Consider the following 23,126-nt stretch of genomic DNA (forward strand, 5'->3'; position numbering starts at 1 on the left):
GGGCTGGACCCCTTCGTGGGGTCCAGCCCGTCCGGCGTTCACGTGTACTACTTCGCGTCCTCCTCGTCGATCCCCAGGCCCGGCAGCAGGCCGGGAAGGATCGGCGGGACCGTGACGTCCGGCTTGGCCGACGGGGGCTTCTCCTTGGTGGGCGAGTCGCCGTTCGACGGGCTGCTCGGGGTGGTGTCGGACTCCGGGGGATCCAGGAGGCCTCCCGTGTTGCCGCCCAGCAGACCGTCGTCCTCGCCCTTGTCCGGTGCCGACGGGCGGGGCTCGCGCTTGTCGGTGCTCGCTCCGTCCCGCGGGGCGGAGTCCGGGGCCGAGGGGCTGTCCGGAGCCGAGGAGCCGGAGGAGCCCCCCTGGCTCGGCTGCCCGGGGGCGTCGCTCTTGTCCGGGGTGCGGGGGAGGAGGGAGCGGAGGGGGTCCACTTCCTGGTCCATCGCGTCGAACACCGAGCTGACCTGGTCGCCCACGTCACCGAGCTGGACGGGCAGCCTGCTCTGCAGGTCGCTCCAACTCCTGCGGTGCGATTCGGTGAAGGCGGACAGGGTCTGGATGTGGCCGAGCGAGCCATCCCTCTCGTACGCCTGGTGCAGCAGGCGGTGGCCTTCCGTGGCGTCGTGCCGCATGCCGGAGAGGGCCCGCCTGATCTCGCCGAGGGACTCGTGGTCGAGGTCGCCGCTGCGGCCGCGCTCCATCAGCCGGCGGGCTTCGTTCAACCGCGTCGAGGCGTGGTCGAGATAGACCCCGCCCTTGTCGCTGTCGCCGTCGGCCATGCCGAGCTTGAGGTCCTCCATGCCGCGCTTCAAGCCGTACAGCGAATCGCCCGGCAGTGCGTCGGAGCTGGCCGCGGCCACCCCGCTGAACGCGCCGGCGGCCACGCCGACGGTGAGCCCGCCCGCGGCGATGCCTTGCGACAGCCGGGAGCGTGGCTTCAGTTTGCGCAGTCCCGTGGCCCGGTGGGCACCCTTGCGGGACCGCTGTTCGGGCACCGAGGTGCCGATGGTCCCACCGCCCGCGGCCGTGCCCTCAAGGAGCATGGCCTCCATGGCAGCTACGAGCTGGGCCCGCTGGACCACTTTGACCTCGGGATCCAGCTCCGGCTTCGGCAGCTCGCCGAGGCCGGTCGCCAGGGTCAGCATCCTGTCCGGGGCCGTCGCTTCGGACGGCCCGGAATCGGGTGTGACGGAACCTTCGGACTGCTCGGCCGCCGGGCCCTGGTCGGATTGCTCCTCCAGGGCCTGGGCGAAGGCGTTCGCCCGCCGGTGTGCCGATACGTTCGCGATCACTGGCGGCACCTCCTCTCGTCATGACGGTCGACTCCCCAGGGGGTCCTGAGGGTTGCCCGACCTGAACACTTCCACACGAAAGAGTGAGCGGAGGTAGTCAGGGGGCGACCACAGGGAGCCTGCATCCCGCACAACGAGCGTCGCGGCACTTGGGTTACGGACGGAGGATGATCGGACCGCCCCAATTCCGTGACGGCCATCTGGCCGCCACGGAGCGTGAGTTGAGCACTCCGCACGGTCACAGAGGGCCAGTGGGCGGCTATGGACGGCTACGGACGGCGCGCGGCGCTAGCGCACGTCGTCGGGCAGCAGCCGGGCCAGGGTGCGGACGGCGCGGTACTGGAGGGTCTTGATCGCACCCTCGTTCTTGCCCATCACCCGAGCGGTCTCGGCGACCGAGAGGCCCTGCAGGAAGCGCAGGGTCACGCACTCCTGCTGCTGGGGGTTGAGGCGGCGCACGGCGTCCAGCAGTGCGGCGTTGGAGAGGGACTCCAGGACGGAGTCCTCGGGGCTGCGCTCGACCTCATTGGCGTCGAGCATTTCGCCTGTGGTCACTTCGAGGCGGAAACGGCTCGATTTGAAGTGGTCGGCGACCAGGTTGCGAGCGATGGTGACGAGCCAGGCGCCGAAGTCACGGCCCTGCCAGGTGAAGGTGCTGATGCGGCGCAGGGCGCGCAGAAAGGTCTCGCTGGTGAGGTCCTCGGCGGTCGCCTTGCCGCCGACTCGGTAGTAGATGTAGCGGTAGACCGTGTCGCTGTACTGGTCGTAGAGACGGCCGAAGGCGTCGGACTCGCCCGCCTGGGCGCGTTCGACGAGGTCCATCATGCGGGCGCTGTCGCTGTCCGCGGCGGGACGGCGGGGGGTGGGGGTTGAGGTGGCGGCAGAGGCGGAACGAGCCCGTCTGCTGACCGCCGCGCCGCTGTCCGCCAGGGCATAGACGGGCCCGGCGGGTGTGGGGACGGCAAATGCGGGGACGGCGGGGCCGGCGTACGCGGTGGGGACGAAGCCGCGCAAGCGGTCGGCGACCGTTGCGCGCAGCGTAGCCAGGCCCGAGGCGTCAACCCCGACGTGTGGGTACACGGGACTCCCAGAGGCAGAGCTTCCATCACGTGCAGTGCGGAACCGTTCACCCGTCGTAGCGACGTGTGGGGTCCGTAATGCGTCTGAGGAGAATAACGCTTCGTACAGGCGGCACTACACCCAGTTGCTCAAATCACCGATTACGTCGCTTCTGTTATCGGTCTTCGCCCGTTCAAGTAGCGCACAGTGACCGGTTGTTGATCGAAATAGGTCACATTCCGTCTAAGCGCGGGGCGTGTTGTGGCCGAGTGCTACCAACGTGACTGGCGGGAGCCCGGGCGGGGTATGACCGAGAGAATGCTCAGTGGCGGCGGCGGTGCAGGGCGATGGCCGCGGCCGTCCCACCTGCGATGGCGCCGACTCCGGCGGCGGCCGGGATGCCGACCTTGGCGGCCTTGCGGCCGGTGCGGTAGTCCCGCAGACGCCAGTCCCGCTCACGCGCGTGCTTGCGCAGCTTGGCGTCGGGATTGATCGCGTACGGATGCCCGACGAGCGAGAGCATCGGGATGTCGTTGTGCGAATCGCTGTACGCGGCGCAGCGGGCCAGGTCCAGGCCCTCGGCCGACGCGAGCGCGCGCACCGCCTCCGCCTTCGCGGGGCCGTGCAGGGGCTCGCCGACGAGCTTTCCCGTATAGACACCGTCCACGGACTCGGCGACCGTGCCGAGCGCGCCGGTCAGGCCGAGGCGGCGGGCGATGATCGTGGCCGTCTCCACCGGGGCGGCCGTGACCAGCCAGACCTTCTGGCCCGCGTCCAGGTGGGCCTGGGCCAGGGCGCGGGTGCCGGGCCAGATGCGCTCGGCCATGTACTCGTCGTAGATCTCCTCGCCGATGGACATCAGCTCGGCGACACGGTGGCCCTTGACGATGGAGAGCGCGCTGTCGCGGGCGTCCTGCATGTGCTCGGGGTCCTCGACGCCCGCGAGCCTGAACCATGCCTGCTGCCAGGCGAATCGGGCCAGCTCCTGGCGCTCGAAGAACTTCCGCTTGTAGAGGCCGCGGCCGAAGTGGAAGATCGCGGCGCCCTGCATGACGGTGTTGTCGAGGTCGAAGAAGGCGGCGGCCTTGTCGTCGCCGAAGACCGGGAACTCCGGCTCCTCGGGTTCCTCCGGCGAGGTGGCCGCGACGAGATCGTCGAGGGCCTCCAGCTCCTGGGAGGTCTTGCGCGCTGCCTCAGCCGAGGCCTCGCCTGCCAACACGCTCCGCGCGGTGGCGGAGCGCCTACGGGGGGTGAGCCATCCGAGAGCGGCCATGTCGTGAGCATAGCTAGTTCGTTCGGCCCTTCCGGAGTCGGCAGGATTCGGTGCCGTGAACTCTGCGCGACCGCACCGTTAAAGAGGTGGCCCGCGCGGCGCGTCGGCGGGGCGAGAATGGTGTCATGAGCCCGATTTTTCGCCGTACGGAGAAGAAGAAGCCCCAGGACCGGACGGTCACCCTGATCGGAAAGCCCGGCTGCCATCTGTGCGATGAAGCACAGCTGGTGATCGAGAAGGTCTGCGGCGAGCTGGGAGTCGTATGGGAGAAGAAGGACATCACGCAGGACGAAGAGCTCAACAAGGCCTACTGGGAACAGATCCCGGTGGTTCTGGTCGATGGTGAGCAGCACACCTTCTGGCGCGTGAACGAGGACCGACTGCGGCGCGAGCTCGCTCCGTAGTCCGAATCGTCACTGACCGACGAGTCCAAACGGCCCGAATGGTCCCTTAGGATCGTGGGCGGTTTTGGTCTCGGGGGCGATGATCGTGAGGAGAGTGTGCGGTTTTGCCCCCATCAAATGAGCACCGCGGCCTCATGTGCGCCGGTTCCCGCGCAGGGCGCCAGGGGCGCGTGACCCCGGTCACGTTAGCCGGGCAAATCGGACACCATCTTTGTGCACGCGTTCACAAAGACATAGCCTGCTTTCGACGGGGCGGTCTGGGGACGTGTGACCGCCTGCAGCCCCGCTCTACCCGCAGGAGCACCGTGGCAACTGGCCGAACTCACCGACCGGCGACCCGCAGCCGAGGGATTCCCGAGGCCACCGTCGCCAGGCTTCCGCTGTACCTCCGAGCCCTCACCGCTCTGTCGGAGCGCTCGGTGCCCACGGTCTCCTCCGAGGAGCTCGCGGCCGCCGCGGGGGTCAACTCCGCGAAGCTGCGCAAGGACTTCTCCTACCTCGGCTCCTACGGGACGCGCGGCGTCGGCTACGACGTCGAGTACCTCGTCTACCAGATCTCACGCGAGCTCGGCCTGACCCAGGACTGGCCCGTCGTGATCGTCGGCATCGGTAACCTCGGTGCGGCCCTTGCCAATTACGGCGGGTTCGCCTCGCGCGGCTTCCGTGTCGCCGCGCTGATCGACGCCGACCCGGCCATGGCGGGCACGCCCGTGGCGGGCATGCCGGTCCAGCACACGGACGACCTCGAAAAGATCATCAGCGACAATGGCGTCTCCATCGGCGTCATCTCCACCCCGGCGGGCGCCGCCCAGCAGGTCTGCGAGCGGCTCGTCGCCGCCGGTGTGACCTCGATCCTGAACTTCGCGCCCACCGTTCTCTCCGTGCCCGACGGCGTCGACGTACGCAAGGTGGACCTCTCCATCGAGCTGCAGATCCTCGCCTTCCACGAGCAGCGCAAGGCCGGCGAGGAAGCCGCGGCCGACGGGACCGCGGCGCCCGCCGCCACCAAGCAGCAGCGCAAAGGACCCGACGGGGACGTCCCCGCCGTGATGCCGGCATGAGTCTCCTCGTCGTGGGGCTGAGCCACCGCAGCGCTCCGGTGAGCGTCCTGGAGCGGGCCGCGCTCAACGTGGACGCGCAGTCCAAGCTCCTGCAGGACACGCTCGCCGCCGAGCCCGCCGCCGAAGCGGCCGTACTCGCCACCTGCAACCGCATCGAGCTGTACGCCGACGTGGACAAGTTCCACGCGGGCGTCGCCGAGCTGTCGACCCTGCTCGCGCAGCACAGCGGCGTGGGTCTGGAAGAGCTCACCCCTTATCTCTACGTCCACTACGAGGACCGAGCCGTCCACCACCTGTTCTCGGTGGCCTGCGGCCTGGACTCGATGGTCGTCGGCGAGGGGCAGATCCTCGGTCAGATCAAGGACGCCCTCGCCCGCTCCCAGGAGCTGCACACCGCGGGCCGCCTCCTCAACGACCTCTTCCAGCAGGCCCTGCGGGTCGGCAAGCGCGCGCACTCGGAGACCGGCATCGACCGGGCCGGGCAGTCGCTCGTGACCTTCGGCCTCGAACAGCTCGCCGGGCGCGAGCCGGTCGAGACCTGGGCCAAGGGCAAGCGCGCCCTGGTCATCGGCGCCGGCTCCATGTCCTCGCTCGCCGCCGCGACGCTCGCGCGCGCCGGTGTCCACGAGGTCGTCGTCGCCAACCGCACCCTTGACCGGGCGCACCGCCTCGCGGAGATCCTCGCCGAGGGCGGCACGGGCACCATCGCGCGCGCCGTGCCGATGGACCAGGTGGCGGCCGAACTGACACGTGCAGATGTCGCGGTCTCCTGCACCGGCGCCACGGGGCTCGTCCTGACCGCGGAAGCCGTCGCGGCAGGCGTGGCCGACCGCACCGGAGCGCCCGTCGCGGCGCCCGTCACCGTGGGCGCCCCGCACCTGCCCGCGTCCTCGGCCCCCTCCGCCCCGCACGACGCCGCCGGCGGCACCGACGAGGCCTGCCCGCTCGGACTCTCCGGCGACGGGGCGACCGTGCCCCGCGGGGTCGGGTTCTCCGTCATGGGCGAGGAAGCCGTCGCCGGGATGGACGCCGCCACGCTCGAACAGCACGCCGCCTGGGTGGACAACGCGCCCGCCGAGCGCCGCGACGACCCGCAGAGCGAGGCCGACACCATCAGCGCGCTCGCCGCGGCCGTGGCCGCGGGCGGACGCATTCCCGAGCACCGCCGCCGCCCCTCGCTCGTCGAGACCGGCAACGTCCTGCTCGCCCTGCTCGACCTGGCCATGCCCCGCGACATCGACGGCGCCGTGCACCGCATCGACGGCGTACGCCTCGTCGACATCGAGTCGCTCGCCGACGCCTCCGCCGACGCCCCCATGGCCGACGATGTGGAGCAGGTCCGGGCGATCGTCTCCGACGAGGTCGCCGCCTTCGGCGCCGCGCAGCGGGCCGCGCACATCACGCCGACCGTGGTCGCCCTGCGCACCATGGCCGCCGACGTCGTCGCGAACGAGATCGCACGGCTCGACGGACGGCTCCCCGGGCTTCCCGAGAAGGAGCGCGCGGAGATCACCCAGACCGTCCGCCGCGTCGTCGACAAGCTGCTCCACGCGCCCACCGTGCGCGTCAAGCAACTGGCGAGCGAGCCCGGCGGCGCCGGGTACGCGGACGCGCTGCGCACCCTCTTCGACCTCGACCCGCAGACGGTCGCCGCCGTCAGCAGGGCCGACAAGGTCAACGAATCCACCGATCAGAACGCAACGCAAACAGATCCGAATCGAGGCCGGGCATGACCGAGAGGGCATTGAGGCTCGGGACACGGCGCAGCAAGCTGGCCATGGCCCAGTCCGGGCAAGTGGCCGACACAGTGAGTCAGTTGACGGGCCGACCCGTGGAGCTCGTGGAGATCACGACGTACGGCGACACGTCCCGTGAGCACCTGGCACAGATCGGCGGCACCGGCGTCTTCGTGACCGCCCTGCGTGACGCGCTGCTCGCCGGCGAGGTCGACTTCGCCGTCCACTCGCTGAAGGACCTGCCGACTACGCAGCCGGACGACCTGGCCCTGGCCGCCGTCCCGCTGCGCGAGGACCCCCGCGACGTGCTCATCGCGCGGGACGGGATGACCTTCGAGGAGCTGCCGAGCGGCGCGCGCATCGGCACCGGCTCGCCCCGCCGCATGGCGCAGCTCAACGCCTACGCCCGCAACCACGGGCTCGCGATAGAGACCGTGCCGATCCGCGGCAACATCGACACCCGCATCGGGTTCGTGCACAAGGGCGAGCTCGACGCCGTCGTACTCGCCGCCGCCGGGCTCCACCGCGTCGGCAGGATCGACGAGGTGACCGACTTCCTGTCGGTCGACACAGTTCTGCCCGCCCCCGGCCAGGGGGCACTGGCGATCGAATGTGCCGCGTCCGACGCGTCACTGACCGCCGCGCTCGCCGAGCTCGACGACCCGTACACCCGGGCCGCCGTGACCGCCGAGCGATCCCTGCTCGCCGCCCTGGAGGCCGGCTGCAGCGCACCTGTGGGTGCGTTGGCCGACCTGCTGGCCGACGGGCAGATTGTCAAGGAAATGCGCCTGCGCGGCGTCGTCGGGGCAACCGACGGCTCGACGCTGGTGCAGCTGTCCACCACCGGTCCCGTGCCCGAGACGCATGACCAAGCCTTGGCGCTCGGTCGCGAACTCGCTGCCGAGATGCTTGCCAAGGGCGCGGCCGGTCTGATGGGGGAGCGAGCACTTTGAGCCCCACCTCGAACCTTCCCGGCCTTCCCGCACACGGGCACGTCACCTTCCTGGGTGCCGGACCCGGAGATCCGGGACTACTTACGCTACGCGCCGTAGAGGCGCTGGCCCGAGCGGACGTACTGGTCGCCGAGCCCGATGTGCTCGACGTCGTCTCCGCGCATGCCAGGGGAGGTGTGGACACACCTCAGCCAGGGGTAGTTGACGACGCGTCAGCGATCACCGAAGCGTCGTCTTCGCGAGCCGCCACCAATCTTGTCATGGAGGCAGCGAGGGGCGGCAAGCGGGTCGTACGTGCCGTCAGCGGCGACGTCGGCCTCGACACCTACGCGGCCGAGGAGATGCTCGCCTGCGCCGCCGAGGGCATCGCCTTCGAGGTCGTGCCCGGCATCGCGGCGGCGGTCGGTGTACCCGCCTACGCGGGTGTTCCGCTGCGCGACGCGCAGGGCACGGACGTACGTTTCGTCGACGCGCGCACCGCGTCCGACCGCTGCTGGAGCGAGGTGGGCGCGTCCGACGGGACCCTCGTCGTGTCGACCTCCCTGGACTCCGTGGCCGCGACCGCCGGTGAGCTGGTGTCGTCCGGGCGCAAGCCGGACACCCCGCTGACGGTGACCGTCGCCGGCACGACGACGCGCCAGCGCACCTGGCAGGCGACCCTGGGCACCATCGCCCAGGTCCTCAAGCAGGCGAAGGTGCTGCCCTCGCCCGACGGAGGCCAGCCCGTCATAGCCGTCGTCGGCGAGCGGTCCGCCGCCGCCCAGCGCGATCAGCTGTCGTGGTTCGAGTCGAAGCCGCTCTTCGGGTGGCGCGTGCTCGTCCCGCGCACCAAGGAGCAGTCGGCGTCGCTCTCCGACCAGTTGCGGTCCTACGGAGCGGTGCCGCACGAGGTGCCGACCATCGCCGTCGAGCCGCCCCGCACGCCCCAGCAGATGGAGCGCGCGGTCAAGGGCCTGGTCACCGGTCGCTACGAGTGGATCGCCTTCACCTCGGTCAACGCGGTCAAGGCCGTGCGCGAGAAGTTCGAGGAGTACGGGCTCGACGCGCGCGCCTTCGCCGGGATCAAGGTCGCGGCGGTCGGCGAGCAGACGGCCGCGGCGCTGATCGCCTTCGGCGTGAAGCCCGACCTCGTGCCCAGCGGCGAGCAGTCGGCCGCCGGTCTCCTGGAGGACTGGCCGCCGTACGACCCGGTCTTCGACCCGATCGACCGCGTCTTCCTGCCGCGCGCCGACATCGCCACGGAGACGCTGGTCGCCGGTCTCATCGATCTCGGGTGGGAGGTCGACGACGTCACCGCCTACCGGACGGTGCGCGCGTCGCCGCCCCCGGCGGACACGCGTGAGGCGATCAAGGGCGGCGGCTTCGACGCCGTGCTCTTCACGTCCTCCTCGACCGTGCGCAACCTCGTCGGCATCGCCGGCAAGCCGCACAACGTGACCGTCATCGCGTGCATCGGCCCCGCCACCGCCAAGACCGCGGAGGAGCACGGGCTCCGGGTCGACGTGATGGCTCCGGAGCCGTCCGTGCACAAGCTGGCGGCGGCGCTCGCCGAGTTCGGGACCCGGCGCCGGATGGCCGCGCTCGACGCGGGGGACCCCGTCACCAGGCCCAGCGAGCGGCGGCCTGGTTCCCGTAGGCGGCGTACGGCGCCCTGAGGCTTCCGGGCCGTGCATACCCCTGGCCCCGGCTGAGATCCTTCAGCCGGGGCCGGAATCTTTTCGTGAGGTGAGAGAGACAGTGACCAAGTACGGATCGTTCCCCGGGGCCCGGCCCCGTCGGCTGCGGACCACCCCCGCCATGCGGCGCATGGTCGCGGAGACGCGGCTGCACCCGGCCGACCTGATCCTCCCCGCGTTCGTGCGCGAGGGGATCAGCGCCCCCGTGGAGATCGGCGCGATGCCCGGCGTCGTGCAGCACACCCGCGACAGCCTGCGGAAGGCCGCGGTCGAGGCGGTGGAGGCCGGGGTCTCCGGGATCATGCTCTTCGGGGTGCCCGAGGAGGAGAAGAAGGACGGCGCCGGGACCGTCGGCACCGACCCGGACGGGATCCTCCAGGTCGCCCTGCGCGACGTGCGGGCCGAGGTCGGCGACGACCTCATCGTCATGTCCGACCTGTGCCTCGACGAGTTCACCGACCACGGTCACTGCGGTGTCCTGGACGCCGAGGGCCGTGTCGACAACGACGCCACCCTCGAGCGGTACGCGGAGATGGCGCAGGTCCAGGCCGACGCGGGCGCCCACGTCGTGGGGCCGAGCGGCATGATGGACGGTCAGGTCGGCGTCATCCGCGACGCGTTGGACCAGGTCGGCCACGAGGACGTCTCCATCCTGGCCTACGCGGTCAAGTACTCGTCGGCGTTCTACGGCCCCTTCCGCGAGGCCGTCGGTTCGTCGCTCAGCGGCGACCGCAAGACCTACCAGCAGGACCCGGCCAACACCCGTGAGTCCCTGCGCGAGCTGGCGCTCGACCTCGAAGAGGGCGCCGACATGGTGATGGTGAAGCCCGCCGGGCCCTACCTCGACATCCTGGCGAAGGTCGCGGGCACCGTGGACGTGCCGGTCGCCGCGTACCAGATCTCCGGTGAGTACTCGATGATCGAGGCCGCCGCCGAGCGCGGCTGGATCGACCGGGACCGGGCGATCATGGAGTCCCTGACGGGGATCAAGCGAGCCGGCGCCAACATGATCCTCACGTACTGGGCCACCGAGGTGGCGCGGCAGCTCTGAGGCAGCTCTGAGACCGGCTTGACCTCAAGCTTGATTGAGGTAGCAGGGTGGTGTGCATCGACGTTCCGAACGACGGGCCGTCGACGTTCTGAGGAGGACGTATGCGCGCCGTTGTACTGCATGAGTTCGGTCCTGCCGAGAACCTGACGTACGAGACGTTGCCCGACCCCGTCGCGGGGCCGGGCCAGGTACGGATCGCCGTACGCGCGGCGGGAGTCCACTTCGTCGAGACCGTCATGCGGCGTGGCGACGCCAGTGACATGGCGCCGCCGCTGCCCGAACTCCCCGCCGTCTTCGGCGGGGAGGCCGCCGGAGTCGTCGACGCGGTCGGCCCCGGCGTGGACCCCGCATGGCTCGGCCGGTCCGTCGTGACCCCGCGCAGTGCGCCCGGCGGGTACGCCGAGCTCACGGTGGCCGAGCTCGCCCAGCTGCACGAGGTGCCGGACGGTCTCGGGTTCGAGGCCGCGGTGACCATGGTGATGACCGGGGCGACGACCATGGGACTGCTGGACGCCGCTCGGCTCACCTCCGACGACGTGGTCCTTGTGACGTCCGCCGCCGGTGGCGTCGGACGGCTCGTGGTGCAGTACGCCCTGTCCGTGGGGGCGGTGGTGATCGGCGCCGCGGGCGGGGCCGACAAGGTCGAGGCGGTCTGGGAACTCGGTGCCGACCTCGCCGTCGACTACAACGAGGCCGGCTGGGCGGACCTCGTGCGGGAGCGCCTCGACGGGCGTGAGGTGAGCGTCGTGCTCGACGGGGTGGGCGGTGAGAAGTCCGCCGCCGCGTTCGGGCTCATCGGCCGGGGCGGGCGGTACGTGGTCATCGGCTGGTCCTCGCAGGAAGGGTTCGAGCCGGACGCGGGTGTGGTGGAGCAGCGGGGCATCACCGTCACCAACGCGCTGATGCGGCTGCTCGAGCGTCCCGAGGACGGCCCCGACCAGCAGCGGCGGGCTCTTGAGGCCGCCGCCAAGGGCGAGTTGGTGCCCGCGGTGCAGACGTTCCCGCTGGCGCAGGCCGCACAGGCCCACGCGGCCATGGAGCGCCGGCAGACGACCGGGAAGGTCGTACTGGTCCCGTAGGGCCGCCGGCCGGGCGCCTAGCCCTGCTTGACCAGGGTCACCAGACGGGACAGGCCGTCGGCGCCGTACCCCTCGTCGACGGCGCGGTCCAGGAGGCCCTGGAAGGGCTCGAAGAGGTCGGTCCGCAGGCCCTGCTCGGCGTACGCCTGCAGGAAGTTGGGGAACGCCTCGCGGTTCATGGCGAGGTTGGACACGTCGGTGAGGTGCTGACCGGTGTCGACCGCGTCGGCTGTCTCCGGCACGATCGCGTCCGTCATCGCCGCGACCCAGTCCCTCAGCAGTGGCGCGAACTCCCGGGCCGGGATGCCCTCGCTGCCGATCAGCGCGAAGGCCTGCGCGACGCCCGCCGCCATGCCGTACATGCCGGTGAGCAGGGCGAGGTCGTGGAGGGCGGCGAGGCCGGGGTCCTTGCCGACCCACTTGGCCTCGGCCAGCGCGGTCAGGGTTTCGCGGTGTGCCGCGAAGGCGGCCTCGTCGGTGCCGCTGTAGAGGATGTACGCGGCGGGCGTCGCGATCATCTGGGGGACGGCCATGATGCCGCCGTCGATGTACGCGATGCCGTGCGCCTCGGCCCATGCCGCCAACTCCCTTGCCTGGGAAGGCGTTCCGTTCGTGAGGTTCACGAGGGTGCGGCCCTTGAGGGCGGCTGCCTCGGGCTCCAGGAGGCTGCGGACACTGTCGTTGGTCGTGAGGCAGACGATGACCAGAGGGGCGGCCTCGATGGCGTCCTTCGCCGTCTCGGCCGGGGCCGCCCCCTGCGCCGCGAGGGGGCCCGTCTTGGCTGCCGTGCGGTTCCACACGGTGGTGGGGTGGCCGGCCTTGAGGAGCGCGGAGGCGAGGGCGGTGCCCATGAGGCCGAGGCCCAGGACGGTTACGGGGGACTGTGCGGGCTGTGCGGGCATGGCAGGGGTACTCCGATCGGAGGTGTGGGTGGGAACACCTCCGATCCTTCCCATGGCCGGGGAAGCGGACAAGTACCGACTTTATTGTGCGTACTTACCGGGAGGTGTGTGCCCTGCCCTCAGGCCTGCCCGCCGGTCACCAGGTCAGTGCGTCAGCCGCCGACGTCTGCCAGTACGTGACGAACGCCGAGCTGTCCACGTACACCCCGTCCTGCGGGAGCTTCGCCGCCGCCGGGCCGCCCACACTGCCGTTCATCGCGCGGTTGGAGAAGTGGACGTCCAGCTTGTGGGCCACGGAACCTTCCGAGCCCTCGGGGGAGGACGTGCCGATGGCCGCGTACGCCGACTGACCCGGCTCCAGGGTGACGACCGCCTGGGGCTTGCTCGCGTCGAGCCACGGGGTGGCGGCCTGGCCCTCGTCGAAGCGGAGGAACGGGGCGCCGTACGCGTAACACGTCTTCGTGCCGGTGTTCTTGGCCTTCAGGAGCAGGTGGTTGATGGGGCGGTCGACCTGCTGCACGGTGACCTTCGTGGTGGCCGCGGTGCAGGTGACCGGCGCCGACTTGGCGGCGGGGGCGGCGGCCGAGGCGGCGCCGAGCGCGGTGAACGAGAGGGCGGCGGTGAGGGCCGCGGAAACGGCGGCGGCCTTGGTGCTGAGTCGCATGGCTGGTCTCTTTCGGTGTGATGCGGGAGACGCGAGCCGCGCCGAGGGACTCCCGGTCGCGGCGTGCTTGTATGACCCAGAGCTTGTGCGTGGTTCTGTCCCGTTGGACAGGGTGGGACGGCAGTTGGGGGACGCCGGGACGTTCGTACGGCTGTGATCTGCGGAAACTCCGTTCCCTGGAACGGATGGATGGGATGGAGAGAGCGTGGGGGCGGGCGATCTCGCGGAGTTGCTGCGGGAGTTGAAGGAGAGGTCGGGGCTCAGTTACGGGTCGCTGGCCAAGCGGCTGCATGTGTCGACGTCGACGCTGCACCGGTATGTGAGCGGGGCGGCCGTGCCGACGGAGTTCGCTCCGTTGGAGCGGTTCGCCCGGGTCTGCAAGGCCTCGCGGGAAGAGATGGTCGAGCTCCACCGACGGTGGATCCTGGCCGACGCGTCGAGGGGCGACCGCAAGGAGGCTCTTCCGGGGGCGGCTCCGGTCGCGGCGCCCGACGAGCCGGTGGCGGCCGTCCCAGCCCCCGCCGACCCGGCGAGAACCGTCCCGGCCCCCGCCGACGCCACTGACCCCGCCCGCCCCGGCGACCCAGGCGACGAGCCCCCCGGCATCGTCATCGGCCCCGCCCCCACCGATGGCAGGACCGAGGGGAGGCGGCTGCCCCGGGCGCGGGTTCTCGTCGCCGCGGGTGTCGTTCTCGCCCTCGGCGCCACCGCCGTCGCCGTCCAGGCCGCCTCCGGCGGCGGTGACCGCGACCCTGCCGCCGTCGACTCACCGGCCCCGCACGGCGAGCGGCAGCCGGGCCCGGACGGCACCGGGTCCGCTTCGCCCACCGGGAAAGAGTCCGGGAAGGGCAAGCCGGACAAGGAGCCGAAGGGCTCCGGCAGACCGAAGGACGGGGGAAGCAAGGGCGACGGGAGCGGGACCGGGGCCCCCGGCACCGGAGACGACGCCAAGACCGGTGGCGGCACCGGCGCCGACCGGAGCGGTGTTCCGGTGACCGTCTCCACCCAGCCCCAGCACTGGGAGGACCCCTGCGGCCACCCCTACCTCGTCGACAAGGATCCCGCCACCCTCTCCCCGCCCCCCAACGAACAGGACGCCGCCGGCTGGGTGGCCGCGAACGGCGCGGTCTCCGCACGGGACCAGACCGTGAAGCTGACCGTGCAGGGCAAGGGCGAGGGAACCGTCGTCCTGGAGTCCCTGAACGTCCGCGTCGCCACAACCAGCGCACCGCTCGCCTGGACCAACTACAAGATGGGCTATCTCGGCGTCGGCTGCGGAGGCAACGTGCCCAAGCGCTCCTTCGCCGTCAACCTGGACGCCTCGGTGCCGCGCCCGACCCCGCTGGAAGGGGAGAGCGGCTTCCCCTACAAGGTGAGCGCCAGCGACCCCGAGGCGTTCTTCGTCAACGCGACCGCCAACACCCGTTACGTACGCTGGTACTTGGAGCTGGAGTGGTCGAGCGGCTCCCGGCACGGCACGGTGCGCATCGACGACACGGGCAAACCCTTCGCCACGAGCGGCGACAAGGGCCGCCCCGTCTACGGGTTCTCGCTCAACAGCAAGAAGTGGACCAAGACGAACCGCGACGACGACAACGTGCCGGACCCGCCTGCCTGACCCGCCTGCCTGACCCGCCGGGCTACCTGGACCCGTCCGCCGGGGCGTTCGGGGCGTCCGCATCCCGGAATGGTGCTTGTAAACGCCACGCAGATCCTTACGCTGCCGGAAAACAAAGGAGCCGCAGATGACCGTCACCGACGCGCACGTCCCCACCGGCCAGGACGAAGACAGAGCCCAAGGCCCGGCCCCCGTACCGGAGTTCGCGGGCCGCGTCGCCTCCGTCGGCGGCTCCCCCGTACGGGACATCCTGGCCGTGACCGCGCGGCCCGAGGTCATCAACTTCGCGGGCGGCCTCCCCGCCCCCGGCCTCTTCGACAAGGGCGGCATCGCCGCCGCGTTCCAGGCAGTGCTCACCGAGCAGCCCGAACGTGCGCTCCAGTACGCCACGACCGAGGGCGAGCCCGCCCTGCGGTCCGCCATCGCCGCACGCTTCTCCGTGCGCGGGCTCGCGACCGACGCCGACGACATCGTCATCACCACCGGATCGCAGCAGGCGCTCTCGCTGCTCGCCACGGCCCTCATCGAGCCCGGTGAGGCCATCCTCGTCGAAAGCCCCTGCTACCTGGCCGCACTTCAGGCCTTCGGCTTCGCCGGCGCGCGGGTCGTGCCCGTGCCGTGCGACGAGGCCGGGATCGACCCGGACGCCCTCGACGAACTCGTCGCCCTCCACCGGCCCAAGCTGCTCTACACCGTCCCCACCTTCCAGAACCCCACCGGCCGCACCATGCCCGCCGGGCGCCGAGCCGCGGTCGCCGCCGTCGCCGCGCGGCGCGGACTGTGGATCGTCGAGGACGACCCGTACGGAGAGCTGCGCTTCGAGGGCGAACGCGTGCCGTGGATCGCCTCGTACCCCGGCGCCGAGGACCGCACCGTCCTGCTCGGCAGCTTCTCCAAGGTCATGGCGCCCGGACTGCGCCTCGGCTGGCTGCGTGGCCCCGCCGCGCTGCTGCGGGCCTGCGCCATCGCCAAGCAGGCCGCCGACCTGCACACCCCGACCGTCAACCAGCTCGCGGCGGCACGGTACTTGGCGGACAACGACCTCGACGCACACGTGGCCCACGTCGCGGGGCAGTACCGCCTGCACCGGGACGCGATGCTCGCGGGGATCGGGGACGCGCTGCCCGAGGGATCCAGCTGGCTCCGGCCGGAAGGCGGCATGTTCGTCTGGGCCAAGCTCCCCGACGGCCACGACACCGCCGCGCTGCTCCCCGAGGTCGTCAGGCACGACGTGGCGTACGTGCCGGGGGCGCCGTTCTTCGCGGGTGAACCTGACCGGACCACCCTGCGGATGTGCTTCGTCACGCAGTCCCCCGACGAGATCGCCGAGGGACTGCGCCGACTGGGCGGCGCGCTGCGCGGTGAGACGCCGCGCGGTTAGAGGCGCTCAGGCGTCCTGATGCCGAGCAGCGCCATGCCCTGGTGCAGGGTGCGGGCCGTGATGTCACACAGGAACAGACGGTTCTCGACCTGCGCCGGGGTGTCCGCCTTCAGGACCGGGCACTTGTCGTAGAACGTCGTGTAGAACGACGCCAGTTGGTAGAGGTACGCGGCCAGCTTGTGCGGTGCGTACTCACCGGCGACCTCGGCGACCGTCTCCGCGAACTGGTCGACGTGCAGGCCAAGCGCCCGCTCGGCGGCGGCCAGTTCGAGCTCCGGGTGCGCCTGCGGCCGTACGTCGCCCGCCTTGCGCAGGATCGACTGGATACGGGCGTACGCGTACTGGAGGTACACGGACGTGTCGCCGTTCAGCGACACCATCTGGTCCAGGTCGAACTTGTAGTCGCGCACCGCCGACGTCGACAGGTCCGCGTACTTCACCGCGCCGATGCCCACCTGGGCGCCGCGCTCGGCGATCTCCTCCTCGGAGAGGTCCTGGGCCTTCTCGCGGACGATGGCCGACGCACGGTCGATCGCCTCGTCGAGCAGGTCGATGAGGCGTACGGTCTCGCCCTCACGGGTCTTGAACGGCTTGCCGTCCTTGCCGAGCACGGTGCCGAAGCCGAGCTGCACCGCCTTGACGTCGTCCGTCAGCCAGCCCGCCCTGCGGGCCGTCTCGAAGACCATCTTGAAGTGCAGGGACTGCCGCGCGTCCACCACGTACAGGAGGGTGTCGGCCTTGAGGTTGAAGACGCGGTCGCGGATCGCGGAGAGGTCCGTCGCCGCGTACCCGAAGCCGCCGTCGGACTTCTGGACGATCAGCGGGGACGGGTTGCCGTCCGGGCCCTTCACGTCGTCGAAGAAGACGCACAGCGCGCCGTTCGACCGGACCGCGACGCCGGACTCCTCAAGGATGCGGCAGGTCTCCGCCAGCATGTCGTTGTAGCCCGACTCACCGACGATGTCCTCGTCGGCGATCTCCACGTCCAGCTTGTTGAAGACCGAGTAGAAGTACACCTTCGACTCGTCCACGAACCGCTGCCAGATGGCGAGGGTCTCCGGGTCGCCCGCCTGGAGGTCCACGACACGGCGCCGGGCCCGCGTCTTGAAGTCCTCGTCGGAGTCGAAGAGCACCTTCGACTCCTTGTAGACGCGGTTGAGGCCCGACATGGCCTCCTCGCCCGCCTGCTCGGTCCCGTCGGCGGCCTGGTGGCCCAGCGCGTCCGGGTGCTCGATCAGATACTGCACGAGCATGCCGAACTGGGTTCCCCAGTCGCCGATGTGGTGGCGGCTGACCACCTTCTCGCCGGTGAACTCCAGGATCTTGACGACGGAGTTGCCGATGACCGAGTTCCGCAGGTGGCCGACGTGCATCTCCTTGGCCACGTTCGGCTGGGCCCAGTCGACCACCGTCGTGCCCGCCTGCTCGGCGTACGGCACGCCGAGCCGCTCGCCGTCGGCGGCGCGCGCGGCGAGGTTCTCGGTGATCGCCTTGTCGGTGACCGTCACGTTCAGGAAGCCGGGGCCCGAGACCTCGACATCCTTGATCGTGCCGTCGTCCGCGGGGAGGGCGTCCACGACCTTCGTCGCGAGCTCGCGCGGGTTCGCCTTCGCCTTCTTGGCGAGGGCCAGGATCCCGTTGGCCTGGTAGTCGGCCCGGTCGCTTCGTCGCAGCAGCGGGTCGGCGGCGCTGGCCTCCGGCAGGGCAGCCGAGAGGGCGTCCGCGAGGCGCTGGTGGACGGAGGCGGTGAGGGACGTGACCGAGGCCATGGAGTGGATGCCGTTCTCCTCGAGGTGCAGATAGACCCGGCAAGTATCCCATGCAGAGAAAAGCGGTTTTCGCGGTTGCGGGTGGAGCTGGGAGAATGACTCCGACAAGCGGTACTCACGTAGAAGAAGAGTTGAAGCAGAAAGGCGTGCCGATCGTGGCTCAGAGCACCGATACCACCGACTGGGTCTCCCGCTACGCGGACGAGGTCATCGCCGAGTCGGAGCGTCGTGCCCCGGGCAAACCGGTCGTCGTCGCCTCCGGGCTCTCCCCCTCCGGCCCCATTCACCTGGGCAACCTCCGTGAGGTCATGACCCCGCACCTGGTCGCGGACGAGATCCGGCGGCGCGGGCACGAGGTCAGGCACCTGATCTCCTGGGACGACTACGACCGGTACCGCAAGGTCCCGGCCGGCGTCCCCGGCGTCGACGAGTCCTGGGCCCAGCACATCGGCAAGCCCCTCACCTCCGTGCCCGCACCGGCCGGTTCCGCGCACGCGAACTGGGCCGAGCACTTCAAGGCGGCCATGACCGAGGCGCTCGACGAGCTGGGTGTCGAGTACGACGGGATCAGCCAGACCGAGCAGTACACCTCGGGTGTCTACCGCGAGCAGATCCTGCACGCCATGAAGCACCGCGGTGACATCGACGCGATCCTCGACCAGTACCGGACCAAGAAGGCGCCCGGCAAGAAGCAGTCGCAGAAGCCGGTCGACGAGGCCGAGCTGGAGGCCGCCGAGGGCTCCGGCGCCGCGAGCGAGGACGACGGCAGCGGCGGCACCAGCGGGTACTTCCCGTACAAGCCGTACTGCGGCGCGTGCGAGAAGGACCTGACCACCGTCACGTCGTACGACGACGAAAGCACCGAGCTTTCGTACGTGTGCGCCGACTGCGGGCACAGCGAGACCGTCCACCTGAGCGAGTTCAACCGCGGCAAGCTGGTCTGGAAGGTCGACTGGCCCATGCGCTGGGCGTACGAGGGCGTCATCTTCGAGCCCAGCGGCGTGGACCACTCGTCCCCCGGGTCGTCCTTCGTGGTCGGCGGGCAGATCGTGCGCGAGATCTTCGACGGCGTGCAGCCGATCGGGCCGATGTACGCGTTCGTCGGCATCTCGGGCATGGCGAAGATGTCGTCCTCCAAGGGCGGCGTGCCGACCCCGGCCGACGCGCTGAAGATCATGGAGGCGCCGCTCCTGCGCTGGCTGTACGCGCGCCGCAAGCCCAACCAGTCCTTCAAGATCGCCTTCGACCAGGAGATCCAGCGGCTCTACGACGAGTGGGACAAGCTGGACGCGAAGGTCGCCGACGGCTCCGCGCTGCCCGCCGACGTCGCCGCGCACTCGCGCGCGGTGCGCACGGCTGCCGGTGAGCTGCCGTCGACGCCGCGTCCCCTTCCGTACCGGACGCTCGCGTCCGTCGCGGACGTCACGGCCGGCGCCGAGGACCAGACCCTGCGCATCCTGCGGGACCTGGACCCCTCGGACCCGATCTCGTCCCTGGACGAGGCGCGGCCGCGGCTCGACCGCGCCGAGAACTGGATCACCACCCAGGTCCCGGCCGACGCCCGCACCATCGTGCGCGCGGAGCCCGACGCGGAGCTCCTCTCCTCCCTGGACGACGAGGGCCGTGAGTCGCTGCGGCTGCTCCTGGAGGGCCTGGACACGCACTGGTCCCTCGACGGGCTCACGCACCTGGTGTACGGGGTTCCGAAGGTGCAGGCCGGGTTCTCCGCGGACGCGACGGCCAAGGAGCTCCCGCCGGAGATCAAGGTCGCGCAGCGGTCCTTCTTCGCCCTCCTGTACCGCCTCCTGGTGACCCGGGAGACGGGACCGCGACTGCCCACGCTGTTGCTCGCCGTGGGCGCGGAGCGGGTGCGGAAGCTGCTCGGCGCGTAACGCTTGCCGCTTCGGCTGTACGGGTTCGGGGGCGGCGCCCATTTCTACTGGGCGCCGCCCCTTCGCGTACCGCGGAACGAGCCGCCGCTTCGCGGCGAAGCTTTCCCACCCACCCACCCGATTGCCCCGGGGTGATCGGGTGGGGGAGTGAGCTTGTTCGGCCGGGGATGGCTGCTGGGAGTCGGTGGGTGGGCGAGCTTGTTCGGCCGAGGGTGGCTGCCGGGAATCGGTGGGTGGAGGAGCTTGTTCGGCCGGGGATGGCTGCTGGGTGTCGGGTGGGTGGGTGGGAGACATTTGCCGCGAAGCGGCGGGTCTGTGGAGGCGCGCGCACCCGCTGACAGAGAGATGTGCGCGGCGGATCGTCGGCGCGGGGCGATGCGGCGAGGGAGGCGCGCAGCGGGCCCGGGGCGGGCTGATGGGGCCGTGAGGGGCTGCATCCTTCGGACTACCGGGAGATCACTCCGGGGCAGGACGTCCGAGGCCCAGGGGCCAGACACCGTGGACGTATGAAGGAAATCATCGCCATCGTCGGATGGATCGTAGGGATTCAAGGCGCACTCGGAGCCGCCGGACGCCTCTTCGGCGACGAGCCATGGGGACTCTTCCAGAAGTGGTGGGACGTGCCCACCCCCGCCTACCTCGCCCTGGCCGTCGTCGGCGCCGCCCTCGCCATCTGGGGCGAGACCGCCAAGAAGCGCGCCCGCAGCAACGCGTGAGGCAGGGCCTGGGGCGGCGCCTGAGGCAGCGGAGCCGCAGCCCCGTAACCGCTACGCGCTGTACTCGGAGTCCAGCTCCTCCTGGTAGCGGCTCCGGAAATCACGCAGGTACGGACGCAGCGTGCTCTCCGCCGGAGGACCGCCCGCCTGCCCGGTGACGCCGTACAGGTCCATCAGGTACAGGCCGAACTGCCGGGCGTTGGGATAGTCCCCCAGCTCGCTCACGTACTTGCGGAACGCCGCGAAGTACGCGTCGTCGCGCGAGACGTCATCCGGCAGACCGGAAGCCTCGGGCAACGGCCCCAGCTCCTCCGGCCCCTCCTCCTGAGCGCCGTCGGCCGGAGCACCGCCCGCCGGCACGCCACCCTCGGCAGCCTGCTCCTCGCGCGGACCGGGGATCAGATGCTGACCACCGAGCGGACGGGTACGGCCGGGCCCCGCGGGCACCTGGAACTCCGGCTCGGCGGAAGCGACCGCGGCCCCGCCCTGCTCGTCGAAGTACGCCTGCTGCTGCTCCAGATACTCCTGCTGCTCGACATACGCCTGCTGCTCCGCGTACGCCTGCTGGTCCGCGTACCACTGGTCGTGCGGCTCCTCAGGAACGTACGACGGCTGCTGAGCCGCGAACCACGGGCTCACATGCGCCCCCGGAGCCTCCGGCTGCTGCTCCTGCCCCTGCTCCTGCTCGGGCTGCGCCTGCGGGGCCTGCTCCCGCTCGCCCTCCCGCTGGACCCGCGCCTGCCGCTCCGACTCCAGCTGAGGAACGGACGGCGCCACGAGCTCCGGCTGCTGCGACTCCGCCGCCACCGGCACCGGCGCGGGCGGAAGCAGCGCGGGCTCGATGCCCGCCGCCGCGAGGCCCGCGGGGGCGGTCTCCGCCAGGGGCACGCCGAAGCGTGCGAGGCGCAGCGGCATCAGCGACTCCACCGGGGCCTTGCGGCGCCAGTTGCGGCCGAAGCGGGCCTGGAGGCGGGCCTGGTAGATGAGGCGGTCCTGCTCCAGCTTGATGACCTGCTCGTAGGAGCGCAGCTCCCACAGCTTCATCCGGCGCCACAGCTTGAAGGTGGGCACGGGGGACAGGAGCCAGCGGGTGAGGCGTACGCCCTCCATGTGCTTGTCGGCCGTGATGTCGGCGATCCGGCCCACCGCGTGCCGCGCCGCCTCCACGGCGACCACGAACAGCACCGGGATGACGGCGTGCATGCCCACGCCCAGCGGGTCCGGCCAGGCCGCGGCGCCGTTGAAGGCGATCGTGGCCGCCGTGAGGAGCCAGGCCGTCTGGCGAAGGAGCGGGAAGGGAATGCGGATCCACGTCAACAGGAGGTCGAGCGCCAGCAGGACGCAGATGCCCGCGTCGATGCCGATCGGGAAGACCACCGAGAAGCTGCCAAAGCCCTTCTTCTCGGCCAGTTCACGCACGGCCGCGTACGACCCCGCGAAACCGATGCCGGCGATGACGACCGCACCGGCGACGACCACGCCGATGAGTATTCGGTGCGTGCGTGTCAGCTGCATCGCGGCCACCCGCGAACCCCTCCCTGTTCGGTTTGTTGCGAGCGACAGCCTGGCACACGCATGCGGAAGCCGGTGTGCCGGTACGGCAGGAGCCCGGCCACCAGGGGGCCGGGCTCCACAACTGCCTTGACTGCGCCGCGAGTTGCACGCGATGCGCGTGCCGCGCTTTTCGGGCCCTGCGTCAGCTCTTGGGCTTGCTGCTGGACTTGGACTTGGCGCTCGACGTCGAATCGTCGTCCTTGGAGCCCGAGTCCTTCGAACCCGAATCCTTCGAGCTGGAATCCTTCGAGTCCTCGGAACCCGACTCCTTCGAGCCCGATTCCTTGGAGCCGCTGTCCGTCCCGCCCGCCTTGTTCGCGGCGGCGACCGCCTCGGCGGCCTCCTTCGCGGCCTTCTCGGCGTCCTTGGACAGATCCTTCGAGCTCGGAGCCTTGTCGCCCGCCAGGCCCGCGCCGTTGTAGTCGATCGTGACGACCGCGTTCTCCACACGCGTCACGACCGTCTGCTGCTTGAAGTTTTCCTTGTCCTTCTTCAGGTCGTAGTGCACGACCGTCGTCTGGTCGCCCATCCCGGGCACCGGCTCCGTCTTGACGCTCTTCGCGCCCTCCGTCGCCTGCGCGTCCGCGACCTGCTTGGCGAAGCTGTTCTGCGCGCGCTTGGCGCCGCTGCCGAGCGACGCGTCCGAGTCGAAGCGCATCAGCGAGACGCGCAGCCAGCGGAACTGCGAGCCGTCGACGCCGTTGTTGTCCAGGCTGTCCCAGGAGCAGGTGCCGCGCGCCGACGTGTCATCGGACGTGCCCGCCTTGCCCGACTTGTCCTTCGCCTCGGGGACGAGGTCGTCGAGCGTCTTCTTCGACAGGACATCGCAGGGCTCGGGCAGCTTGTCGAACGCCGCCTTCTCCACCGTCGCGGCCTTGTCCTTGCCCGAGGCCGAGGCAGAAGCCTTTGAACCCGAGTCCTTCTTCGCCCCGTCCGAGCCCGAGCCGGAGTCGGAGGAGCAGCCGGAGGCAATGAAGATCACCGGTACGGCGGCTGCGCAGGTGAGTATGCGGGTGAGTCGCTGTGCTGGTCGGTGCATGGTTCCTTCA

Annotated in this window: 19 protein-coding genes; 11 read left to right on the forward strand and 8 right to left on the reverse strand. The window is 70.7% G+C overall.

The window, feature by feature from the left end; all coding sequences use genetic code 11:
- Positions 1-47 precede the first annotated feature (47 nt).
- The 3 genes from ACWGIH_RS16395 to ACWGIH_RS16405 form a co-directional block, all read right to left on the reverse strand.
- Positions 48-1,289, reverse strand: coding sequence for a DUF5667 domain-containing protein (locus ACWGIH_RS16395; protein WP_453445923.1), 1,242 nt, complete (start codon positions 1,287-1,289; stop codon positions 48-50).
- A 288-nt stretch (positions 1,290-1,577) separates the two neighbouring features.
- Positions 1,578-2,369: an ECF subfamily RNA polymerase sigma factor, BldN family gene (locus tag ACWGIH_RS16400; protein ID WP_160506459.1), complete on the reverse strand. Its 792-nt coding sequence runs from the start codon at positions 2,367-2,369 to the stop codon at positions 1,578-1,580.
- Between the two features lie 301 nt (positions 2,370-2,670).
- Entirely contained in the window at positions 2,671-3,621 is a 951-nt protein-coding gene (locus ACWGIH_RS16405) for an HAD family hydrolase (protein WP_453445921.1), read from the reverse strand.
- Between the two features lie 125 nt (positions 3,622-3,746).
- Here ACWGIH_RS16405 and ACWGIH_RS16410 point away from each other — a divergent pair, with 125 nt between their 5' ends.
- The 7 genes from ACWGIH_RS16410 (at position 3,747) to ACWGIH_RS16440 (ending at position 11,581) form a co-directional block, all read left to right on the forward strand.
- Complete coding sequence (locus ACWGIH_RS16410) at positions 3,747-4,025, forward strand: glutaredoxin family protein (RefSeq protein WP_453445920.1); 279 nt, start codon at positions 3,747-3,749, stop codon at positions 4,023-4,025.
- A 305-nt stretch (positions 4,026-4,330) separates the two neighbouring features.
- Positions 4,331-5,086: a redox-sensing transcriptional repressor Rex gene (locus tag ACWGIH_RS16415; protein ID WP_453445919.1), complete on the forward strand. Its 756-nt coding sequence runs from the start codon at positions 4,331-4,333 to the stop codon at positions 5,084-5,086.
- Positions 5,083-6,819 (forward strand): glutamyl-tRNA reductase, encoded by a 1,737-nt coding sequence (locus ACWGIH_RS16420; protein ID WP_453445918.1) that lies wholly within the window; start codon positions 5,083-5,085, stop codon positions 6,817-6,819. The genes ACWGIH_RS16415 and ACWGIH_RS16420 overlap by 4 nt, the downstream gene beginning before the upstream one ends.
- The gene (hemC, locus tag ACWGIH_RS16425) at positions 6,816-7,775 is read left to right on the forward strand and encodes a hydroxymethylbilane synthase (protein WP_453445916.1); all 960 of its coding nucleotides are present in this window, start codon (positions 6,816-6,818) and stop codon (positions 7,773-7,775) included. The genes ACWGIH_RS16420 and hemC overlap by 4 nt, the downstream gene beginning before the upstream one ends.
- Positions 7,772-9,430, forward strand: coding sequence for a uroporphyrinogen-III synthase (locus tag ACWGIH_RS16430; RefSeq protein WP_453445914.1), 1,659 nt, complete (start codon positions 7,772-7,774; stop codon positions 9,428-9,430). The genes hemC and ACWGIH_RS16430 overlap by 4 nt, the downstream gene beginning before the upstream one ends.
- 82 nt (positions 9,431-9,512) lie before the next feature.
- Positions 9,513-10,502, forward strand: coding sequence for a porphobilinogen synthase (gene hemB / locus ACWGIH_RS16435; RefSeq protein WP_453445912.1), 990 nt, complete (start codon positions 9,513-9,515; stop codon positions 10,500-10,502).
- Between the two features lie 101 nt (positions 10,503-10,603).
- On the forward strand, positions 10,604-11,581 hold the full coding sequence (locus ACWGIH_RS16440) for a zinc-binding dehydrogenase (RefSeq protein WP_453445911.1): 978 nt from the start codon (positions 10,604-10,606) through the stop codon (positions 11,579-11,581).
- A 17-nt stretch (positions 11,582-11,598) separates the two neighbouring features.
- Here the strand turns inward: ACWGIH_RS16440 and ACWGIH_RS16445 are convergent, their stop codons facing one another.
- Entirely contained in the window at positions 11,599-12,483 is an 885-nt protein-coding gene (locus ACWGIH_RS16445) for an NAD(P)-dependent oxidoreductase (protein WP_453445909.1), read from the reverse strand.
- A 136-nt stretch (positions 12,484-12,619) separates the two neighbouring features.
- Positions 12,620-13,147 (reverse strand): DUF4232 domain-containing protein, encoded by a 528-nt coding sequence (locus ACWGIH_RS16450; RefSeq protein ID WP_453445907.1) that lies wholly within the window; start codon positions 13,145-13,147, stop codon positions 12,620-12,622.
- A gap of 205 nt (positions 13,148-13,352) precedes the next feature.
- Between ACWGIH_RS16450 and ACWGIH_RS16455 the strand changes: the two genes are divergently transcribed.
- Both ACWGIH_RS16455 and ACWGIH_RS16460 read left to right on the forward strand, forming a co-directional pair.
- A complete protein-coding gene (locus ACWGIH_RS16455) occupies positions 13,353-14,765 on the forward strand; it encodes a helix-turn-helix domain-containing protein (protein WP_453445905.1) in 1,413 nt (470 codons plus the stop codon).
- Between the two features lie 127 nt (positions 14,766-14,892).
- Positions 14,893-16,146 carry an aminotransferase-like domain-containing protein gene (locus ACWGIH_RS16460; protein ID WP_453445903.1) on the forward strand — a complete coding sequence of 418 codons (1,254 nt, stop codon included), beginning with the start codon at positions 14,893-14,895 and terminating at the stop codon, positions 16,144-16,146.
- On the opposite strand, the gene argS is transcribed toward ACWGIH_RS16460, so the two are convergent.
- Positions 16,143-17,915 carry an arginine--tRNA ligase gene (argS, locus tag ACWGIH_RS16465; protein WP_453445902.1) on the reverse strand — a complete coding sequence of 591 codons (1,773 nt, stop codon included), beginning with the start codon at positions 17,913-17,915 and terminating at the stop codon, positions 16,143-16,145. The two genes, ACWGIH_RS16460 and argS, sit on opposite strands and share 4 nt — an antisense overlap.
- Positions 17,916-18,061: 146 nt before the next feature.
- On the opposite strand from argS, the gene lysS reads away from it, so the two are divergent.
- Both lysS and ACWGIH_RS16475 read left to right on the forward strand, forming a co-directional pair.
- Complete coding sequence (gene lysS / locus ACWGIH_RS16470) at positions 18,062-19,807, forward strand: lysine--tRNA ligase (RefSeq protein WP_453445900.1); 1,746 nt, start codon at positions 18,062-18,064, stop codon at positions 19,805-19,807.
- Between the two features lie 506 nt (positions 19,808-20,313).
- Positions 20,314-20,523 carry a hypothetical protein gene (locus ACWGIH_RS16475; RefSeq protein ID WP_453445898.1) on the forward strand — a complete coding sequence of 70 codons (210 nt, stop codon included), beginning with the start codon at positions 20,314-20,316 and terminating at the stop codon, positions 20,521-20,523.
- Positions 20,524-20,574: 51 nt separating this feature from the next.
- Here ACWGIH_RS16475 and ACWGIH_RS16480 read toward each other — a convergent pair whose 3' ends face one another.
- Positions 20,575-22,047 carry a DUF2637 domain-containing protein gene (locus ACWGIH_RS16480; protein WP_453445896.1) on the reverse strand — a complete coding sequence of 491 codons (1,473 nt, stop codon included), beginning with the start codon at positions 22,045-22,047 and terminating at the stop codon, positions 20,575-20,577.
- 172 nt (positions 22,048-22,219) lie between these two features.
- On the reverse strand, positions 22,220-23,116 hold the full coding sequence (locus ACWGIH_RS16485; protein ID WP_453445895.1) for a DUF3558 domain-containing protein: 897 nt from the start codon (positions 23,114-23,116) through the stop codon (positions 22,220-22,222).
- Positions 23,117-23,126 lie beyond the last annotated feature (10 nt).

This window comes from Streptomyces sp. NPDC054872, from assembly GCF_053610705.1.

Excerpts from the sequence above, each read along its gene's own strand:
- ACWGIH_RS16440 (WP_453445911.1), top strand. The coding sequence starts at position 10,604 with ATGCGCGCCGTTGTACTGCATGAGTTCGGTCCTGCCGAGAACCTGACG.
- ACWGIH_RS16405 (WP_453445921.1), bottom strand. The coding sequence starts at position 3,621 with ATGGCCGCTCTCGGATGGCTCACCCCCCGTAGGCGCTCCGCCACCGCG.
- ACWGIH_RS16410 (WP_453445920.1), top strand. The coding sequence starts at position 3,747 with ATGAGCCCGATTTTTCGCCGTACGGAGAAGAAGAAGCCCCAGGACCGG.
- ACWGIH_RS16475 (WP_453445898.1), top strand. The coding sequence starts at position 20,314 with ATGAAGGAAATCATCGCCATCGTCGGATGGATCGTAGGGATTCAAGGC.
- ACWGIH_RS16445 (WP_453445909.1), bottom strand. The coding sequence starts at position 12,483 with ATGCCCGCACAGCCCGCACAGTCCCCCGTAACCGTCCTGGGCCTCGGC.
- ACWGIH_RS16485 (WP_453445895.1), bottom strand. The coding sequence starts at position 23,116 with ATGCACCGACCAGCACAGCGACTCACCCGCATACTCACCTGCGCAGCC.
- ACWGIH_RS16420 (WP_453445918.1), top strand. The coding sequence starts at position 5,083 with ATGAGTCTCCTCGTCGTGGGGCTGAGCCACCGCAGCGCTCCGGTGAGC.
- argS (WP_453445902.1), bottom strand. The coding sequence starts at position 17,915 with ATGGCCTCGGTCACGTCCCTCACCGCCTCCGTCCACCAGCGCCTCGCG.
- ACWGIH_RS16450 (WP_453445907.1), bottom strand. The coding sequence starts at position 13,147 with ATGCGACTCAGCACCAAGGCCGCCGCCGTTTCCGCGGCCCTCACCGCC.
- hemC (WP_453445916.1), top strand. The coding sequence starts at position 6,816 with ATGACCGAGAGGGCATTGAGGCTCGGGACACGGCGCAGCAAGCTGGCC.
- ACWGIH_RS16460 (WP_453445903.1), top strand. The coding sequence starts at position 14,893 with ATGACCGTCACCGACGCGCACGTCCCCACCGGCCAGGACGAAGACAGA.